14 protein-coding genes and 2 tRNA genes are annotated in these 18,053 nt (G+C 59.0%); 14 read left to right on the top strand and 2 right to left on the bottom strand.

The features are described from left to right. The first annotated feature begins 84 nt into the window (after positions 1 to 84). The 11 genes from CFU_RS12610 (at position 85) to CFU_RS12560 (ending at position 14,583) form a co-directional block, all read left to right on the top strand. On the top strand, positions 85 to 1,275 hold the full coding sequence (locus tag CFU_RS12610) for an efflux RND transporter periplasmic adaptor subunit (RefSeq protein WP_014006425.1): 1,191 nt from the start codon (positions 85 to 87) through the stop codon (positions 1,273 to 1,275). Next, entirely contained in the window at positions 1,272 to 4,394 is a 3,123-nt protein-coding gene (locus tag CFU_RS12605; protein WP_014006424.1) for an efflux RND transporter permease subunit, read from the top strand. Before CFU_RS12610 ends, CFU_RS12605 begins: the two co-directional genes overlap by 4 nt. 130 nt (positions 4,395 to 4,524) lie before the next feature. Beyond that, positions 4,525 to 4,611: transfer RNA gene (locus tag CFU_RS12600), tRNA-Leu, on the top strand. 154 nt (positions 4,612 to 4,765) lie between these two features. Beyond that, on the top strand, positions 4,766 to 5,263 hold the full coding sequence (locus tag CFU_RS12595) for a CreA family protein (RefSeq protein WP_014006423.1): 498 nt from the start codon (positions 4,766 to 4,768) through the stop codon (positions 5,261 to 5,263). A gap of 171 nt (positions 5,264 to 5,434) precedes the next feature. After that, positions 5,435 to 6,787, top strand: a complete 1,353-nt coding sequence (gene tig / locus CFU_RS12590) for a trigger factor (RefSeq protein ID WP_014006422.1) — start codon at positions 5,435 to 5,437, stop codon at positions 6,785 to 6,787. Positions 6,788 to 6,884: 97 nt separating this feature from the next. Continuing rightward, on the top strand, positions 6,885 to 7,511 hold the full coding sequence (gene clpP, locus CFU_RS12585; RefSeq protein WP_014006421.1) for an ATP-dependent Clp endopeptidase proteolytic subunit ClpP: 627 nt from the start codon (positions 6,885 to 6,887) through the stop codon (positions 7,509 to 7,511). Between the two features lie 210 nt (positions 7,512 to 7,721). After that, the gene (gene clpX / locus CFU_RS12580; protein ID WP_014006420.1) at positions 7,722 to 8,990 is read left to right on the top strand and encodes an ATP-dependent Clp protease ATP-binding subunit ClpX; all 1,269 of its coding nucleotides are present in this window, start codon (positions 7,722 to 7,724) and stop codon (positions 8,988 to 8,990) included. Between the two features lie 337 nt (positions 8,991 to 9,327). Beyond that, entirely contained in the window at positions 9,328 to 11,739 is a 2,412-nt protein-coding gene (lon, locus tag CFU_RS12575; RefSeq protein WP_014006419.1) for an endopeptidase La, read from the top strand. A 283-nt stretch (positions 11,740 to 12,022) separates the two neighbouring features. Then, complete coding sequence (locus CFU_RS12570; RefSeq protein WP_014006418.1) at positions 12,023 to 12,295, top strand: HU family DNA-binding protein; 273 nt, start codon at positions 12,023 to 12,025, stop codon at positions 12,293 to 12,295. A gap of 173 nt (positions 12,296 to 12,468) precedes the next feature. Beyond that, positions 12,469 to 12,545 (top strand) — tRNA-Asp (locus CFU_RS12565). Positions 12,546 to 12,651: 106 nt separating this feature from the next. Then, positions 12,652 to 14,583, top strand: a complete 1,932-nt coding sequence (locus CFU_RS12560; protein WP_014006417.1) for a SurA N-terminal domain-containing protein — start codon at positions 12,652 to 12,654, stop codon at positions 14,581 to 14,583. A gap of 182 nt (positions 14,584 to 14,765) precedes the next feature. On the opposite strand, the gene CFU_RS12555 is transcribed toward CFU_RS12560, so the two are convergent. Continuing rightward, the gene (locus tag CFU_RS12555; RefSeq protein ID WP_014006415.1) at positions 14,766 to 15,458 is read right to left on the bottom strand and encodes an arylesterase; all 693 of its coding nucleotides are present in this window, start codon (positions 15,456 to 15,458) and stop codon (positions 14,766 to 14,768) included. Here CFU_RS12555 and CFU_RS12550 point away from each other — a divergent pair. From CFU_RS12550 to CFU_RS12540, 3 genes are read left to right on the top strand one after another with little or no spacing between them, the layout of a single operon-like run. Next, positions 15,457 to 16,194 carry an ABC transporter ATP-binding protein gene (locus CFU_RS12550; protein WP_014006414.1) on the top strand — a complete coding sequence of 246 codons (738 nt, stop codon included), beginning with the start codon at positions 15,457 to 15,459 and terminating at the stop codon, positions 16,192 to 16,194. The genes CFU_RS12555 and CFU_RS12550 overlap by 2 nt on opposite strands. Before the next feature lie 27 nt (positions 16,195 to 16,221). Continuing rightward, positions 16,222 to 16,581: a hypothetical protein gene (locus CFU_RS12545; protein ID WP_014006413.1), complete on the top strand. Its 360-nt coding sequence runs from the start codon at positions 16,222 to 16,224 to the stop codon at positions 16,579 to 16,581. Between the two features lie 19 nt (positions 16,582 to 16,600). Then, on the top strand, positions 16,601 to 17,515 hold the full coding sequence (locus tag CFU_RS12540) for a LysR family transcriptional regulator (protein ID WP_014006412.1): 915 nt from the start codon (positions 16,601 to 16,603) through the stop codon (positions 17,513 to 17,515). A 14-nt stretch (positions 17,516 to 17,529) separates the two neighbouring features. On the opposite strand, the gene CFU_RS12535 is transcribed toward CFU_RS12540, so the two are convergent. Beyond that, complete coding sequence (locus tag CFU_RS12535) at positions 17,530 to 17,952, bottom strand: thioredoxin family protein (RefSeq protein ID WP_014006411.1); 423 nt, start codon at positions 17,950 to 17,952, stop codon at positions 17,530 to 17,532. Positions 17,953 to 18,053 lie beyond the last annotated feature (101 nt).

Genomic DNA, 18,053 nt, shown 5'->3' with positions numbered 1-18,053 from the left:
TCGATTGTTTTATGGCGCGCCGAACGGTGGTGCATAAACCGGCAACGACAGCTAACGACAGCCCAGAATAGTAAAGGAAAAAACGTGTTGACCCAGATAAATCCGCGTCCGGCTGCTACTGCTTCAGCGCACATGCGCGCTCCCGCTTTGTTGCTTGTTTGCACATTGCTGCTGGCAGCTTGTTCCAAACCGCCTGAAAAGGTCGAAGATATCCGTCCGGTGCGGGTGGTGGTGCTGAATCCGGCCAATGCCGATGTCACCTCCGAATTGCCGGGCGCGGTGCAAGCCCGCTATGAGTCGCAGCTGGGCTTCCGGGTGGCGGGCAAGATCATCGCGCGCCAGGTCGATGTCGGCAGCGTCGTCAAGCGCGGCCAGGTGCTGATGCGGCTCGATCCCAAGGATTTGCAACTGGCCCAGGCGCAGGCGGTGGCCGCCGTCAGTTCGGCGGCCAGCAACCGCGACACCGCCAAGGCCGACTTGAAACGCTACCAGGACCTGCGCGACAAGAACTTTGTCAGCCAGGCCGTGCTGGATGCGAAAGATACGGCGTACAAGGCGGCGCAAGCGACTTTCGACCAGGCTGAGGCGGCATTCAAGGGGCAACTGAACCAGACTGCCTACGCCACCCTGGAGTCGGATGTGGACGGCGTGGTGACCGCCATCAATGCCGAGGCCGGCCAAGTGGTGGCGGCAGGCACGCCGGTGGTCAGCGTGGCGCGCCAGGGCGCCAAGGAAGTGGTGGTCGGCGCGCCCGAGAACCAGGTCGACAAGCTGCGCAGCAGCGGCGACGTGCAAGTGCGTCTGTGGGCCGATCCCAAGCAGGTGATCCACGGCACGGTGCGCGAGGTGTCGCCGATCGCCGATCCGGTGACGCGCACCTACGCCATCAAGATCGCCATCCCGGACGATACGCCTAACGTCAAGCTGGGCATGACCGCCTACGCCAGTTTCACCAGCAAGACCAGCGACGATGCGATCAAGGTGCCGCTCACCGCGCTGTTGCGGGTGCAGGACCATAGCGCGGTGTGGGTGGTGGAGGGCACCACCGTGCATCAGGTGCGCCAGGTGCCGGTGCAGATCAGCGGCCAGCACGGCAATGAAGTATGGATACAAGGCGCTTTGCGCGCCGGCCAGCAGGTGGTGACCGCCGGCGTCAACCAGCTCAAGGCGGGACAGAAAGTCACCATCCTGAATGGGCCGGAAGGCAGCTTGCCGCCCGGTAACGCGGCTTCAAGCCCGCCGTTGGCCGCCACCGCGGGCGGAGCGGCGCGATGAGCGACGGCAAAAAAACCGGTTTCAACCTCTCCCGCTGGGCCCTGGAACACATACCGCTGACACGCTACCTGATGGTGGTGCTGGTGATCGGCGGCATCCTCAGTTACGGCCGCCTGGGGCAGGATGAAGATCCGCCGTTTACCTTCCGCGCGATGGTGGTGTCGGCCCAGTGGCCGGGCGCCACCGCCTTGCAGATGGCGGACCAGGTCACCGACAAGCTGGAAAAGAAGCTGCAGGAAACGCCGCATATCGACACCATCCGCAGCTATTCCAAGCCGGGCGAAACGCTGATCATCCTGACCTTGCAGGAATCGGCCCCGCCCAAGGAAACCGCGGACGCCTGGTACCAGGTGCGCAAGAAGATCAACGACATCAAGCTGACCTTGCCGCAAGGCGTGGTGGGGCCGTTCTTCAACGATGAATTCGGTGAAACCTACGGCTCGATTTTTGCGGTCTCGGGCGATGGCTTCAATTATGCCGACGTCAAGGATTACGCCGATTTCGTGCGCCAGCAGTTGCTGACGTTGCCGTCGGTGGCCAAGGTGGACTTGTTCGGCGTCCAGGATGAAAAGATATTCATCGAGTTTTCGCAGAAAAAATTCTCGCAGCTGGGCATTACGGTGCGGGACATCGTCAACCAGCTGAGCGCGCAAAACGCCTTGCAGTCGACCGGGGTGCTGGCTACTGCCACCGACAACCTGCAGATCCGCGTGAGCGGCGCGCTGGCCTCGCCCAAGGACCTGGAAAACCTGCAGCTGCGGGCCAACAACACTACCTTCAGGCTGGGCGATTTCGCTGTCGTCAAACGCGAATACCAGGATCCGCCGCAGACCAAGATGCGTTTCAACGGCAAGGAAGTGATCGGGCTCGGCGTCTCGATGGCAAAGGGCGGCGACATCATCTCGCTCGGCAAGGACATGGAGCGGATGACGGCCCAGATCAAGGCCAAGCTGCCGGTCGGGATCGACCTGGAGCGGGTCTCGAACCAGCCGAAAATCGTCGCCGAATCGGTCAACGAATTCCTCAAGACCTTGATGGAAGCGGTGCTGATCGTGCTGGCGGTGAGTTTCCTGTCGCTCGGTTTCCATACCAAGCCGTTCCGCATCGATGTCCGGCCCGGCCTGGTGGTGGCCCTGACGATTCCGCTGGTGCTGGCGGTGACCTTCCTGTTCATGAGCATCTTCAGCATCGACCTGCACAAGATCTCGCTAGGCGCGCTGATCATTGCCCTAGGTTTGCTGGTGGACGACGCCATCATCGCGGTGGAAATGATGGTGCGCAAGATGGAAGAGGGCTTGTCGCGGCTGGAGGCGGCAACCTTTGCCTATACTTCTACTGCGATGCCGATGTTGACCGGGACCCTGATCACCGCCGCCGGCTTCCTGCCGATCGGCCTGGCCAAGTCGGCCGCCGGCGAATACACGTTTTCCATGTTCTCGGTGAATGCGCTGGCCCTGCTGATTTCATGGCTGGTGGCGGTGCTGTTTACACCTTATATCGGTTTCCTGCTGCTGAAGGTGAAGCCGGCAGCCGGCGCCGACGGCCATCATGAATTGTTCAATACGCCGTTCTATACGCGCGTGCGGCGCACCGTCAACTGGTGCGTCGAGTGGCGCAAGACCACCATCGCCTTGACCCTGATGGTGTTTGCGCTGGGCGTGTTCGGCTTCAAGTTCATCGAAGAGCAGTTTTTCCCCGATTCCAGCCGGCCCGAGCTGATGATCGAGTTGTGGCTGCCGGAAGGTTCGTCGTTTGCCGCGACCGAGGCCGAGGCCAAGAAATTCGAAGCGTACATCCATGCCGCGCCCGAACTGGAAAGCATGACCACCTACGTCGGCAGCGGCAGCCCGCGCTTTTACCTGCCGCTCGACCAGATCCTGCCGCAGACCAATGTGGCACAACTGGTGCTGCTGACCAAGGACCTGGCGTCGCGCGATGCATTGCGGTTGCGCATCACCGAGGCATTCAAGCATGGTTTCCCGGAAGTGCGCGGGCGCGTCAAGCTGCTGCCGAGCGGCCCGCCGGTGCCATATGCGGTGCAGTTCCGCGTCAGCGGCACCGACGCCGCCAAGGTGCGGACGATTGCCGACCAGGTCAAGAGCGTCATGAACGGCAATCCGAATATCATCGGCCTCAACGACAACTGGAACGAATCGGTCAAGGTGCTGCGGATCGACCTCGACCAGGATAAATTGCGCACCCTCGGCATCGGTTCGCAAACCGTGATGCAGACGGTCAACACCATGCTGACCGGCACCACCATCGGCCAGTACCGTGAGCATGACCGCCTGATCGATATCGTGGTGCGCCAGCCGCTGGATGAGCGCGCCACCATCGACGCCCTGAACCAGGCCAACGTGCCGACCGCCAGCGGCAAATCGGTGCCGCTGGCGCAGGTCGCCACGGTCAAGCTGGTGTGGGAGCCGGGCGTGGTATGGCGCGAATGGCGCAACTGGGCGATCACGGTGCAGGCGGACGTGATCGACGGCGTGCAAGGACCGACCGTGACTGCCCAGATCGATCCGCAGCTCGACAAGATCCGGGCGCAGCTGCCGCCGGGTTATATCATCGACGTCGCCGGCGCCGCCCATGACAGCGGCAAGGCGCAGGATTCGATCGCCGCCAATGTGCCGCTGGTGATTTTCATTATCTTCACCTTGCTGATGCTGCAGCTGCACAGCTTTTCGCGCTCCTTGCTGGTGTTCCTGACCGGGCCGCTCGGCGTGGCGGGGGCGGCTGCGGCGCTGCTGCTGCTGCACCGGCCGTTCGGTTTTGTCGCCCAACTGGGGGTGATCGCACTGTTCGGCATGATCATCCGCAATTCGGTGATCCTGATTGACCAGATCGAGCACGATATCGCCAATGGCGTGGCGCCGTGGAATGCGATTGTCGAGTCGGCGGTGCGGCGCTGCCGGCCGATCATGCTGACCGCGGCGGCGGCCGTGCTGGCGATGATCCCCTTGTCGCGTTCGGTATTCTGGGGACCGATGGCGGTAGCGATCATGGGCGGCCTGATCGTGGCCACCGGCCTGACCTTGCTGTTCCTGCCGGCGCTGTATGCGGCCTGGTTCCGGGTCAAGAAGCCGCAGCCGGAGAACGCTGCGGACAACCACGGTTAAGCGTGTAGAAATATGGCGAGAAAACAAGGCAGCCTCTCGCCATATCGGATGGCTTGCAGTAGAATAGCGGGCTGTCCAATCCTGTCTAGCCGTTTTTGCCGAGCAGGATTGCACTGTATTTGTTGGAAATGCGACCGTGGCGAAATTGGTAGACGCAACAGGTTTAGGTCCTGTCGAGAGCAATCTTGTGGAGGTTCGAGTCCTCTCGGTCGCACCAGCTGTGTCGATAATGTCGACGTATTGGCGGCTGGCCAAGCATGGAAGAACCCTCTTGAAGAGGGTTTTTTTACGTCTGCGCCCACCGGTCTTGAAATGACGGGCAGCGGACCGGTTGTTCGGCATACAATCGCAATTTCTTTCCTGGAACAAACATGCATACAAAATCCCTGGGAGTGGCCGCTTTAGTTGGCTTGCTTGGTTTTGCAGCAATCGCTGCAGGTTCTGCGCAAGCGGCGTCGGAACAGGTGGGCGAGGTGAGCACCGCGTTCCGCTGGGTCGGGCGCAATGACCGGGTGGTGGTCGAGGCTTACGACGATCCCAAGGTGCAAGGCGTGACCTGTTATGTGTCGCGCGCACGCACCGGCGGCGTCAAGGGCACGGTCGGGCTGGCGGAGGACAGGGCGGAAGCCTCGATCGCCTGCCGCCAGGTCGGTGCGGTGCAGTTCAGCGCCAAGCTGCCGCTGCAGGAAGACGTGTTTACCGAGCGCATGTCGGTGCTGTTCAAGCGCCTGCATATTGTGCGGCTGGTCGATCCGAAGCGGAATACACTAGTTTACCTGACCTATTCGGATAAGCTGGTCGACGGCAGTCCGCAAAACAGCGTTACCGCGGTGCCGGTGCCTCCCGGCAGCCCGATTCCGCTCAAATAAGCGGGCTTATTGCCTGCGCGGAGCGATGCGTTTTGGCGCAACGGCCTGTTTTACGTATAGAATATCGGACTTTAGCGCGGCAGGGTTGGGGTGGAAATGACAACATTTCATCGTTTTACCCCGCATTGGCCTTAGCCGCACCACGGAATTTTTAATTTTTGGACGATCCACATGGCAACTGCAGTCGAAACTCTGGATAAACTTGAACGCCGCCTGACCCTCACAATCGCTGTGAGCGAAGTGCAAACCGAAGTCGAAAAGCGCCTGAAGGTCCGCGCCCGCACTGCAAAAGCGCCTGGCTTCCGCCCAGGTAAAGTGCCGATGAAGATGGTCGCTGCACAATACGGCTACCAGGTCGAAACCGAAGTGCTGAACGACAAGGTCGGCAATGCCTTCAACACCGCTGCCAACGAAAACAACCTGCGCGTTGCCGGTTATCCGCGTATCGAGCCAAAGGGCAGCGAAGGCGTGGCTGAAGGCACGCTGGCGTTCGATGCTACTTTCGAAATCTATCCTGAAGTCAAGATCGGCGACCTGACCAGCGTTGAAGTCGAAAAGACCAAGGCTGAAGTCAGCGATGCCGAAATCGACAAGACCATCGACATCCTGCGCAAGCAGCGCGTGCACTACCACGTCAAGGGCGAGCAAGGCGCGCACGGCGATGGCGGCAGCGACCTGACAGCCAAGAACGGCGACCGCGTGACTGTCGATTTCGTCGGCAAGATCGATGGCGTTGAATTCCAGGGCGGCAAAGCCGATGACTACGCTTACGTGCTGGGCGAAGGCCGCATGCTGCCTGAGTTCGAAAACGCGACCATCGGCCTGAAGGTCGGCGAAGCCAAGACCTTTGAACTGGCTTTCCCTGCCGATTACCACGGCAAGGACGTCGCCGGCAAGACTGCGGAATTCACCATCACGCTGAAGAAGCTGGAATGGGCGCACCTGCCGGAAGTCGATGCCGAGTTTGCTAAAACCCTGGGCATCGAAGACGGCGACCTGACCAAGATGCGCGCTGACATCAAGCTCAACCTGGAGCGTGAAGTCGGTTCCCGCGTCAAGGCCAAGAACAAAGACAGCGTGATGGATGCGCTGATCAAGGTGAGCGACCTGGAAGTACCGAAAGCGCTGGTCGACCAAGACGTCGAGCGCCTGGTTGAAATGACACGCCAGGACATGGCGCAGCGCGGCATGAAGGTCAACGACATGCCGTTCCCGCCGGAGCTGTTCACAGCCCAGGCTGAGCGTCGTGTGCGCCTGGGCCTGATCCTGGCCGAAGTGGTCAAGGAAAACCAGCTGCAGGCAACGCCAGAGCAAGTCAAAGCCCAGGTCGAAGACTTTGCGCAGAGCTACGAAGACCCGCAACAAGTCCTGAAATATTATTTCAGCGATCGCCGCCGCCTGGCAGAGGTCGAAGCCCTTGTTTTGGAAGAAAACGTCGTTAACTATGTGCTGGGCAAATCGAAAGTGACTGAAAAGTCGGTTGCATTCGATGAATTAATGAGCAACAACGGGCAACAAGCTTAATCAGCCGGTATTTTAAGCTGTACCTCAGGTCCAGGCCGCGAGCCTGGACCGGTTCGGTGGTTTGATTAAGTTTTGAGCGCTCTCCATAAGGAAAAATATGACAGGCTTTAATCGTAATTCGGCACTGGATACTGACATGCTCGGCATGGTGCCTATCGTGATTGAGCAGAGTGGCCGCGGCGAGCGTTCCTATGACATCTATTCGCGCCTGCTGCGCGAACGCATCATTTTCCTGGTAGGTCCGGTCAACGACCAGACCGCCAACCTGGTGGTGGCGCAACTGCTGTTCCTGGAAAGTGAAAATCCGGATAAGGATATTTCTTTATATATCAATTCTCCCGGCGGTTCGGTATCTGCCGGCATGGCGATTTACGACACCATGCAGTTCGTCAAGCCTGAAATCTCCACCTTGTGCACCGGCATGGCGGCCTCGATGGGCGCTTTCCTGCTGGCTGCAGGCGCCAAGGGCAAACGTTTCTCGCTGCCTAATTCGCGCATCATGATTCACCAGCCCCTGGGCGGCGCCCAAGGCCAGGCCTCGGATATCGAAATCCAGGCGCGTGAAATCCTGTACCTGCGCGAACGCCTGAACGGCATCCTGGCGGACAAGACCGGCAGAAGCATTGAGCAGATCAGCAAGGATACGGACCGGGACAATTTCATGTCCGCGGATGCGGCTGTGGAGTATGGCCTGATTGATAAAGTCCTGGCGACACGCGCTTGATTGCTGCAGAACGCATAATCCCGGGATAAAACCGGATAAAACGCCCGGCCCCAAAGGCGCGGGCGTTTTGCTTTTCAAAAATCGCCCGGGCGTGACGAATCTGGATTTCGCGGGTAAGATAAAACCTATACTGCGAACCAATACTGCAATCAATATCGCGAATCAATGCGGTGGCCCACCTCCTTATAGTGTTACTTAAACTCTGCCTTTATGTCTGATAAAAAATCTTCCAGCGGCGAAAAACTGCTTTATTGTTCCTTCTGCGGCAAAAGCCAGCATGAAGTGAAAAAACTCATCGCTGGGCCATCGGTATTCATTTGCGATGAATGTATCGACCTCTGTAATGACATCATTACCGATGAAGCATCGAATGTCGAAACGCTGGATGGTCAAAAATCGGAACTGCCTATTCCGCAGGAAATCAGCGAACTGCTCGACCAGTATGTGATCGGCCAGGAACCTGCCAAGCGGATCTTGTCGGTGGCGGTGTACAACCATTACAAGCGCCTCAAGCATCTCGGCAAGAAGGACGACATCGAGCTGGCGAAAAGCAATATCCTGCTGGTCGGTCCGACCGGCTCCGGCAAGACGCTGCTGGCGCAGACCCTGGCGCGCATGCTGAACGTGCCTTTCGTGATCGCCGATGCGACGACCCTGACCGAAGCCGGTTATGTCGGCGAGGACGTCGAGAACATCATCCAGAAGCTGCTGCAGAATTGCAATTACGAAGTCGAGAAGGCGCAGCGGGGCATCGTCTACATCGATGAAATCGACAAGATTTCGCGCAAATCGGACAACCCGTCGATTACCCGCGACGTCTCGGGCGAGGGCGTGCAGCAGGCGCTGCTGAAGCTGATCGAAGGCACCATGGCATCGGTGCCGCCGCAAGGCGGGCGCAAGCATCCGAACCAGGATTTCGTGCAGATCGACACCACCAACATCCTGTTCATCTGCGGCGGCGCTTTCGACGGCCTGGCCAAGATCATTTCCGAGCGCTCGGAAAAGAGCGGCATTGGTTTTTCGGCAAATGTGAAGAGCCAGAGCCAGCGCACTTCCAGCGAGGTGCTGCTGGATGCCGAACCCGAGGATCTGACGCGCTTCGGCCTGATCCCGGAACTGGTCGGCCGCCTGCCGGTGATTGCCACCCTGGCCGAGCTGAACGAGGAAGCGCTGATCGAGATCCTGATCGCGCCCAAGAACGCCCTGGTCAAGCAGTATTCCAAGCTGCTGCAGATGGAAGGCGCCGAGCTGGAAATCCGCCCGGCGGCGCTGCAAGCCATCGCCAAGCGTGCCCTGGCGCGCAAAACCGGCGCCCGCGGCCTGCGTTCGATCCTGGAGCACGTGTTGCTGGACGTTATGTACGATTTGCCAAGCCAGCAGAATGTCGCCAAGGTCGTGGTGGATGAAAATACCGTCAACAGCGGCGCCAAACCGTTGCTGATTTACCATGAACAACCGAAGGTGTCTGGCGCGAAATAAGGCGCTGGCGGCGCGCCGGCGTTTATCCCGCCGGGTTGGCCTTGCCCAGGGCCGGCTGCCGGCGGCGGCATAAAACCCGAAAATTTGTAAAGCCATGTAAAAAACAGGGGTTTAAGCAGGTTTTTGGGCCAAAAGTAGTACAATTTGCCAAAACATACGATTCGGCTTCAATCGCAAAGCCACCCGAAGTTACCTTCGCGTGTGGCTTTTTTATTGGCCATCGCAAACTATTAGTCTAGTGCTGCAAATAGAAGTGGTGATTTATTGTTGAAACCGGGGCTTGAGTTTCGGCCACTCGTGCCAACATCATTAATAAGATTTTTTGATAGGGCTCACCATGACGACTTCTACATTTACTGAACAAACTCAGTTGCCTCTGTTGCCTTTACGGGATGTCGTGGTATTCCCGCATATGGTGATTCCATTGTTCGTCGGTCGTCCAAAGTCGATCAAGGCGCTTGAAGCTGCCATGGAGCAAGGCAAGAGCATCATGCTCGCGGCCCAGAAAGCCGCCGCCAAGGACGAACCGTCGCCGGACGATATTTATGAAATCGGCTGCGTCGCCAATATCTTGCAAATGCTGAAACTGCCCGACGGCACCGTCAAGGTGCTGGTGGAAGGGGCGCAGCGTGCGCGCATCCATCACATCAGCGAGCTCGACACGCATTTTGTGGCGGACCTGACGCCGGTCGACTCCGAACTGGGCGACGAGGCCGAGGTGGAGGCGATGCGTCGCGCCATCGTTCAGCAATTCGACCAGTACGTCAAACTGAACAAGAAGATTCCGCCTGAGATCCTCACTTCGCTGTCCGGCATCGATGACGCCGGCCGCCTGGCCGACACCATTGCCGCGCACTTGCCGCTGAAGCTTGAGCAAAAACAGGTGATCCTGGAAATCTTCAATATCGCCAAGCGTTACGAGCACCTGCTGGGCCAGCTCGAAGGCGAACTGGATATCCTGCAAGTTGAAAAACGCATCCGCGGCCGCGTCAAGCGCCAGATGGAAAAATCGCAGCGCGAATACTACCTGAACGAGCAGGTCAAGGCGATCCAGAAGGAATTGGGCGAAGGCGAAGAAGGCGCGGACCTGGAAGAGCTGGAAAAGAAGATCCTGTCCGCCAAGATGCCTAAGGAAGCGCTGGAAAAGGCGCAGAGCGAGCTGAAGAAGCTGAAGCTGATGTCGCCGATGTCAGCCGAAGCGACCGTGGTGCGCAACTATATCGATACGCTGGTCGGTTTGCCTTGGAAGAAAAAATCCAAGGTCAACAACGAACTGGGCAATGCCGAGAAAGTGCTGGAAGGCGACCACTACGGCCTGGATAAAGTTAAAGAACGCATCCTGGAATATCTTGCCGTGCAACAGCGCGTCGACAAGCTGAAAGCGCCGATCCTGTGTTTCGTCGGTCCTCCGGGCGTGGGTAAAACCTCGCTGGGGCAGTCGATCGCCCGCGCCACCAACCGCAAGTTCGTGCGGATGGCCCTGGGCGGCGTGCGCGACGAAGCAGAGATCCGCGGCCATCGCCGTACCTACATCGGCTCCATGCCAGGCAAGATATTGCAAAGCCTGGCCAAGGTCGGGGTGCGCAATCCGCTGTTCCTGCTGGACGAGATCGACAAGCTCGGCATGGATTTCCGCGGCGATCCGTCTTCGGCCTTGCTGGAAGTGCTGGATCCGGAGCAGAACCATACTTTCTCGGACCATTACATCGAAGTCGATTTCGACTTGTCGGACGTGATGTTCGTGGCGACGTCGAATTCCTTCAATATTCCGCCGGCGCTGCTGGACCGGATGGAAGTGATTCGCCTGTCCGGCTACACCGAAGATGAAAAGACCAACATCGCCTTGCGTTACCTGCTGCCTAAGCAAATCAAGAACAATGGTTTGAAGGTCGAGGAAATCACCCTGGCCGAAAGCGCGATCCGCGACATCATCCGCTACTACACGCGTGAAGCGGGTGTGCGTTCGCTGGAACGGGAAATCTCCAAGATCTGCCGCAAGGTGGTCAAGCTGCTGCTGTTGAAGAAACAAGAGAAGAAGGTCGCAGTCACCTCCAAGAACATCGATAAATTCCTCGGTGTGCGGCGTTTCGACTTCGGTGTCGCCGAAAAAGAAAATCAGATCGGCCAGGTGGTCGGACTGGCATGGACTGAAGTGGGCGGCGAACTGCTGACCATCGAAGCCGTCAAGATGCCGGGCAAGGGCGCAATCATCCGTACCGGCACCCTGGGCGATGTGATGAAGGAATCGATCGAGGCAGCGCGTACGGTGATGCGCAGCCGCGCCGCGAAACTGGGCATCCGGGGTGAGGCGTTCGAGAAGAGCGATATCCATATCCACGTGCCGGAAGGCGCGACGCCGAAGGACGGACCGTCGGCCGGCGTCGGCATGACGACCGCCCTGGTGTCGATCTTCACCGGGATTCCGGTGCGGGCGGATGTCGCCATGACAGGTGAAATCACCTTGCGCGGCGAAGTCCTGCCTATCGGCGGCCTGAAGGAAAAACTGCTGGCGGCGCATCGCGGCGGCATCAAGACGGTATTGATTCCAGAGCAGAATGTGAAGGACCTGGCCGAAATTCCGGACAACGTCAAGAACAAGCTGGAAATCGTGCCGGTGCGCTGGATCGACAAGGTGCTGGAAATCGCCCTGGAGCGGCAGCCTGTGCCTTTGACCGACGAGGAAGCAGTGCTCGATGCAAGCGTCGCCAAGAGCAGCGAGAAGACCGACCCTAGCGTGGTCAAGCACTAAGCCCGCGGCGGATTCGGATAAGCTATCGAATCCGCCGGTCTGATTCCTGTTCGCAAAAAAGCGCTCGCAAGAGCGCTTTTTTTATATACGGATGTGTTGAATATATCAAGTTTGTAAAATCAGGTTAAACCTTTCCATATCCCCGGCAAACCGCTTGACACAAGGCTTTGCGGCTTGTTTAATACCAGCTGCAGATTTTTTTCTGCAGTCCATCTGCGATGATTTTTCGCACAAATGCGGAACAAGCATCATCTCGAATTTCAATTCATGTGAGGGGGCTTCAGTGAACAAAACCGAATTAATCGATCACATCGCCAAGTCAGCAGACATTTCCAAGGCCGCGTCGACCCGCGCGTTGGATGCCGTGATCGCCGCAGTTAAAACCACTTTGAAAAAGAACGGCTCAGTAACGCTGGTCGGCTTCGGCACGTTCTCGGTAGGCAAACGCGCAGCGCGCACCGGCCGCAATCCGCGTACCGGGGAAGCAATCAAGATCAAGGCAGCGAAAGTTCCTAAATTTAAGCCTGGCAAAGCGTTGAAAGATGCTGTAAACTAGCGTCTTTTGGCGTGGTGACAAACGCCAAATAAGTGGGCCTTGCAAAACCGTAGCGAGCGACCCAAGGTCGGTAGGAGAAGCGGAGGCGTGCGAAAGCACGGTGAGCATCGCAGTACCGAGATTGGGCCGCGCAGTAGGTTTTCGAGGTCAACTGAGATTTGTAAGCAGTTTTAGGAGTGGTAGTTCAGCTGGTTAGAATACCGGCCTGTCACGCCGGGGGTCGCGGGTTCGAGTCCCGTCCACTCCGCCAAAATACAAAAAAGGCGAACGAGAGTTCGCCTTTTTTCTTATGTACGTCCGGTTTGTAATGCAGCCTTCTTATTGCAGCCTTCCTTTTTGATCTTGATTGGCAGACCATGTTTGAATTTGTCCGTACCCATCAGCGCTTGATGCAGTTCTTGTTGCTGCTCTTGATCATCCCTTCGTTTGCACTGGTCGGGCTGCAAAGCTATAGCAGCTTTGGCGACGGCGCCAACACGGTGGCGAAAGTCGCCGGCCAGCCGATCACCCAGCAAGACTGGGATGCCGCCTTGCGCCAGCAGATGGACCGCATGCGCCAGGCGTTCGGCGACCGTTTCGACCCGAAGATGGTCGAGACGCCGCAAGCCAAGCAAGGCGTGCTGGACAACCTGATCGCGCAGCGCGTGCTGGTTGCCGCGGTCGGCAGCGAACATCTGTCGGTATCCGACCAGAGTTTGCAGCAAGCCATCATGGGCGTGCCGGAATTGCACGGCGCGGACGGCAAGTTCGACAACGAGCGCTACAAGGCCTTGCTGGCGGCGCAGGGCATGACGCCGACCATGTACGAGGCGCGCCTGCGCCAGGATATGGCGATGCAGCAACTGAACGGCGCGGTGCAGACCACGGCGTTTACGCCTAAAACGGTAGCCATGCGTTTGTCTGACATCAACGACCAGGAACGCGACGTGCAGGAACTGCTGTTCAAGACTGCCGACTATGCCGCGCAAGTGAAAGTCACTGACGCCATGCTGCAGGACTATTACGTCAGGAACGCCAAGGAATTCGAAATCCCCGAACAGATCAAGGCCGACTACGTCCTGCTCGACAGCGCCGCGGTTGCTGCCCAGGTAACGGTCAGCGATGCCGACATCAAATCCTATTATGACCAGAATGTCGCCCGCTATACGGTGCCGGAAGAACGCCGCGCCAGCCACATCCTGATCGCCGTGAAAAAAGATGCGCCGGCCGCCGAGCAAGCTGCCGCCAAGGCCAAGGCGGAAGGCCTGCTGGCCCAAGTGCGCAAGACGCCGGCCGATTTTGCGAAAATCGCCAAGGCGAATTCGCAGGATACCGCTTCCGGCGAGCTGGGCGGGGATCTCGGTTATTTCGGCGCCGGCAGCATGGTCAAGCCTTTCGAAGATGCGGCCAGCAAGCTGAAGCAGGGCGAGATCAGCGACCTGGTGCAATCCGATTTCGGTTATCACATCATCGAACTGACCGGCATCAAGCCAGCGGTGGTCAAGCCGCTGGACGAAGTCAAGGCGGATATCGGCGCCGAGATCAAGAAGCAGCTGGCAGCACGCAAATTCACGGAACTGGCGGAAGCTTTCAGCAACACGGTGTATGAACAGGCCGACAGCCTGAAGCCGGTTGCCGACAAGCTGCACCTGCAGATCCAGTCGGCCGCGAACCTCGGCCGCCAGCCGAATCCTGCCGCAGCCGCCGCTCCCTACAACAACCAGAAATTCCTGACTGCACTGTATTCCGACGAGTCGCTGAAGAACAAGCACAACACCGAAGCGGTCGAGATCGCGCCGAACACGTTTATCGCCGGCCATGTCACCGAATACAAGCCAGTGACCAAGCGTTCGTTTGAAGAGGTCAAGGCAATTATCACCGACAAGGTCACCCGCACGGAAGAAGCTGCACTGGCCAAGAAAGCCGGCGAAGAAAAGCTGGCTGCCTTGCGCGCGCAAGACAGCGGCAGCGGTTTCGGCGCAACGCAGACCGTGTCGCGGGTAAAGAACCAGGGCATCAATCCTGCCGGATTTGAGGCGGTGATGAAGGCCAATGTCAACAAGCTGCCTGCCTTTGTCGGCGTAGTGCTGCCGCAGCAGGGCTACGGCTTGTACCGGATCGCCAAGGTCGGCCAGCCGGCGGCGCAGGACCAGGCCCGGCGCACTGCCGAACAGCAGCAGATCACCGGCGTCCTGGCGCAACAGGAAATGCTGGCCTACGTGGACGTGCTGAAAGAGAAAGCCAAGGTCAAGATCCTGAAGCCGGTCGTGACCGCATCACCGGCTGACGACGGCACCAAGCAAAACTGACGCAGAACTGATTAGCCTGGCTGATCTGAAAAATGCCCATCCGGCGCAAGCGGGATGGGCATTTTTTTATTATTCTTCGCTCACGTCGCGCTGGTTCAGTTTCTGCAAGAGGCGGTGGTTGTCGTGGAAGATCGCCTTGAATGCGGCGATTTGTTCCCTCGACATTTCACGCGCGTCGCATGCTATTTGGCCAGCAAGGGCTTCAATCCGGTCCAGACATTGTTCAGCATGATCGGGTGGGCCTGGGCGACCGGATGGATGCGGTCGGCCTGGAACAGTTCCGGCTTGTCCGCCACACCGTCCAGCAGAAACGGAATCAGCGGCACCTTGTTTTGCTTGGCCAGCGTTGCATACAGCGAAAAGAATTTTTCGGTGTAGTCGCGGCCGTAGTTGGGCGGAATCCGCATGCCCACCAGCAAGACCTTGGCCTTGGCTTGCTGGGCCGCGCCGATCATTGCCCGCAGGTTGCTTTCGGTAGCGCTCAGCTGCAAGCCGCGCAGGGCGTCGTTGCCGCCCAGTTCGATGATGACGATATCCGGCCGGCGCTGCAGCAGGGCCGGCAGGCGCGTCTTGCCGCCGCTGCTGGTTTCGCCGCTAATGCTGGCGTTGACCACGCTGCCGTCGATATTTTCCGCTTTCAGGCGCTGCTGCAGCAAGGCGACCCAGCCGCTGCCGCGCGCCAGTCCGTATTCGGCGGAAAGGCTGTCGCCTAACACCAGTATCGATTTTGATGCAGAATAGGCATTGTTCGTCCATACTAGGCTGAGCAGGCCAAGCAGCAGGATGGCCAGCCGCAGGTGGCCGGCGATTTTACGGCGCCAGCCCTCGGTCAAGTTCTGAAAACCATTCCCCAACCCGGAGTCGATAATCTGCATGCATCAGTCCTCTTCTGTTAAACCTGCAACGGCCCCGGCCATAGACGTCCAGCGCTTGACCAAGCGGGTTGCCGACGCCAGCGGCGAGCTGGTAATTCTCGATGATATCAATTTTAACGTCCAGGGCGGCACTACGCTGGCGATTGTCGGCGCTTCCGGTTCCGGCAAGTCGACCTTGCTGGGCTTGCTGGCCGGCCTCGATACGCCGTCCTCGGGCACCGTGCATATCGACGGCAGCGATATCTTTGCCCTGGATGAAGACGGCCGGGCCGGCTTGCGCAAGGAAAAGCTCGGTTTTGTATTCCAGTCTTTCCAGTTGCTGAGCCATTTGAGCGCACTGGAAAACGTCATGCTGCCGCTCGAGCTGCGCGGCGACAAGGACGCGAAAGAGAAGGCGCAAGCCAAGCTGGAGCGGGTCGGCCTGGCGACGCGCTTGCAACACTATCCGAAATACCTGTCTGGCGGCGAGCAGCAGCGAGTGGCCCTGGCGCGCGCTTTCGTGACCGAGCCGCCGCTCTTGTTCGCCGACGAACCCACCGGCAGCCTCGATGCGGCTACCGGCGATGCGGTTATCCAGCTGATGTTCGACCTCAACCAGGAGCGCGGCTCAACCCTGGTGCTGGTGACGCACGATACCTCGATCGCCATGCAGTGCCGCCAGACCATCACGATCGCCGCCGGCCGCCTGTTGCGCCCGGGCGATACCACGGCTGCCGATGCACAGATATTCCAATAGCAAAGAAAAGAATCCGGAGGGTAGTGCATGTCGACATGGTTGTCAGTAACAAAAGCAGTGCTGCCGTATATCAGCGATATCATTTCCGTCGCGGCGCCGGTGTTCACCCGGCGCAAAGGAAATACGGAAGAGAGCCAGCTGCAGATCCTGCAGCAGCAGGTGAGCGAGCTGCAGGCGGCGTCGCTGCAGAATCTGGGCGACATCAAGGCGCTCGCCGAGCAGCTCCAGACCGCGCTGCCTTTGCTTGAACAGGAAATGCGGCAAGCAGCGCAGCAAGCCGATGCAAGATTGCGGCGCGCCAGCCTATTGTGCGGACTGGCGCTGGGCCTTAGTGCACTGGCCTTGGTGGTCGCCGTTGTGGCTTTGTCGAGCAGGGCCGCAGCCTAAGATAGGATGAAAGAATAATATGGATCGCTTGCAGTCAATGCGGGTATTTGCGAAGGTGGTGGAGCAAGGCAGCTTTGTCGCCGCGGCCCAGGTGCTGGACATGTCGAATGCGGTGGTCACGCGGCTGGTGGCCGATCTGGAAAACCATCTTGGGATCCGCCTGCTGCACCGTTCGACGCGCCGCATGGCGTTGACCGAGCCGGGCCAGGCCTACCTGGAGCGGGTGCGCCAGATCCTGGATGAAATCGACGAGGCGGAAGCCGCCGCTTCCGTATTGTCGACCAAGCCTGCAGGCACCTTGCACATCTATTCCCAGATCGGTTTCGGCCAGACCCAGCTGGCGCGCCTGCTGCCGCTGTATTCGAAACAGTATCCCGATGTGCGGCTGGACGTGACCTTGTCGGACCGCACCGTCGACCTGATCGAAGAGGGTTTCGACCTCGGCATCTTTTCAGTCAACCAGAAATTCGACGCCAGCATGGTGGCGCGCCAGCTTGGCATCGCCGAAGTGCTGCTGTGCGCCTCGCCGGCTTATATCGCCGAACATGGCGTGCCGCAGACGCCCGAGGAGCTGGCCCAGCATTCCTGCCTCAATTTTTCGATGGAACATTTGCGCCACCACTGGACTTTCCAGTCGGCCGAAGGCGCTTCGATTATTCCGATCACCAGCAAGGTCATGTCGAACAATACCGATTTGCTGCGCCAATGCTTGCTGGCGGGGATGGGCATCGCCATGCGCACCTCGTATACGCTGGGCGACGATATGGTGGCGGGACGGGTAGTGCGGGTGCTGCCCGACCACCAGATCAACAAGGTGGCGGTGCGCCTGGTCTACCCGAGCCGGCGCCTGCTGTCGGCCAAGGTGCGCAGTTTTGTCGATTTCATGATGGCGCAGTTTCCGCATCCGGATTGCGATCCGTGGCTGGCATCCTAGCCGTGGCTGGCATCCTAGATATCCGCCAGGCGCCGCAGTAAATTGGCTTCCAGCTGCCAATGGCGTCGCTCGGCGCTGCTCAAGGCTTCGGCCTGCAGTTCGGGCAGGTTCTTCTCCATCTGCGCCAGCAGGATTCTTTCAGCCAGGCGCAGGTCCATTTCAACCGGACCCAGGAACGCCACCACATCGCCGCGCTGTATCAGCAGGGTAGGGAAATTGTCGACATCCAGGTCGCCGACCAGCTCCGCCTGGTCTTCGATGTCGATCCAGACGAATTGCACTTGCGGGTGGCGTTGCGCCAGCGCCGTGAAATTAGCGAAATACTCCCGGCAGCTGCCGCACCAGGCTGCGCACAGGCAGGCTGCGACCCAGCCGTCGTCGGCCAGGGTGGCGGCAAGTTCCTGATGGTTGTCGTTATCGAGAGTGAGGATCAGCATTCGCGATATTTTACAGTGAGTGCGCCGGATTCTGCTTGAATACCCGTGGTTTCAGAGTTCGCGGGGTACTTGCGGCTGGATTGGTCCGCTCATTGGCCCAC

Origin of the sequence: Collimonas fungivorans Ter331 (assembly GCF_000221045.1) — a bacterium.
Lineage (GTDB): Bacteria > Pseudomonadota > Gammaproteobacteria > Burkholderiales > Burkholderiaceae_D > Collimonas > Collimonas fungivorans_A.
This window is presented reverse-complemented; position numbering and strand designations above follow the sequence as displayed.

Coding starts and splice junctions, on each gene's coding strand:
- CFU_RS12605 (WP_014006424.1), top strand. CDS start 1,272: ATGAGCGACGGCAAAAAAACCGGTTTCAACCTCTCCCGCTGGGCCCTG.
- CFU_RS12595 (WP_014006423.1), top strand. CDS start 4,766: ATGCATACAAAATCCCTGGGAGTGGCCGCTTTAGTTGGCTTGCTTGGT.
- tig (WP_014006422.1), top strand. CDS start 5,435: ATGGCAACTGCAGTCGAAACTCTGGATAAACTTGAACGCCGCCTGACC.
- clpP (WP_014006421.1), top strand. CDS start 6,885: ATGACAGGCTTTAATCGTAATTCGGCACTGGATACTGACATGCTCGGC.
- clpX (WP_014006420.1), top strand. CDS start 7,722: ATGTCTGATAAAAAATCTTCCAGCGGCGAAAAACTGCTTTATTGTTCC.
- lon (WP_014006419.1), top strand. CDS start 9,328: ATGACGACTTCTACATTTACTGAACAAACTCAGTTGCCTCTGTTGCCT.
- CFU_RS12560 (WP_014006417.1), top strand. CDS start 12,652: ATGTTTGAATTTGTCCGTACCCATCAGCGCTTGATGCAGTTCTTGTTG.
- CFU_RS12550 (WP_014006414.1), top strand. CDS start 15,457: ATGCATCAGTCCTCTTCTGTTAAACCTGCAACGGCCCCGGCCATAGAC.
- CFU_RS12555 (WP_014006415.1), bottom strand. CDS start 15,458: ATGCAGATTATCGACTCCGGGTTGGGGAATGGTTTTCAGAACTTGACC.
- CFU_RS12545 (WP_014006413.1), top strand. CDS start 16,222: ATGTCGACATGGTTGTCAGTAACAAAAGCAGTGCTGCCGTATATCAGC.
- CFU_RS12540 (WP_014006412.1), top strand. CDS start 16,601: ATGGATCGCTTGCAGTCAATGCGGGTATTTGCGAAGGTGGTGGAGCAA.
- CFU_RS12535 (WP_014006411.1), bottom strand. CDS start 17,952: ATGCTGATCCTCACTCTCGATAACGACAACCATCAGGAACTTGCCGCC.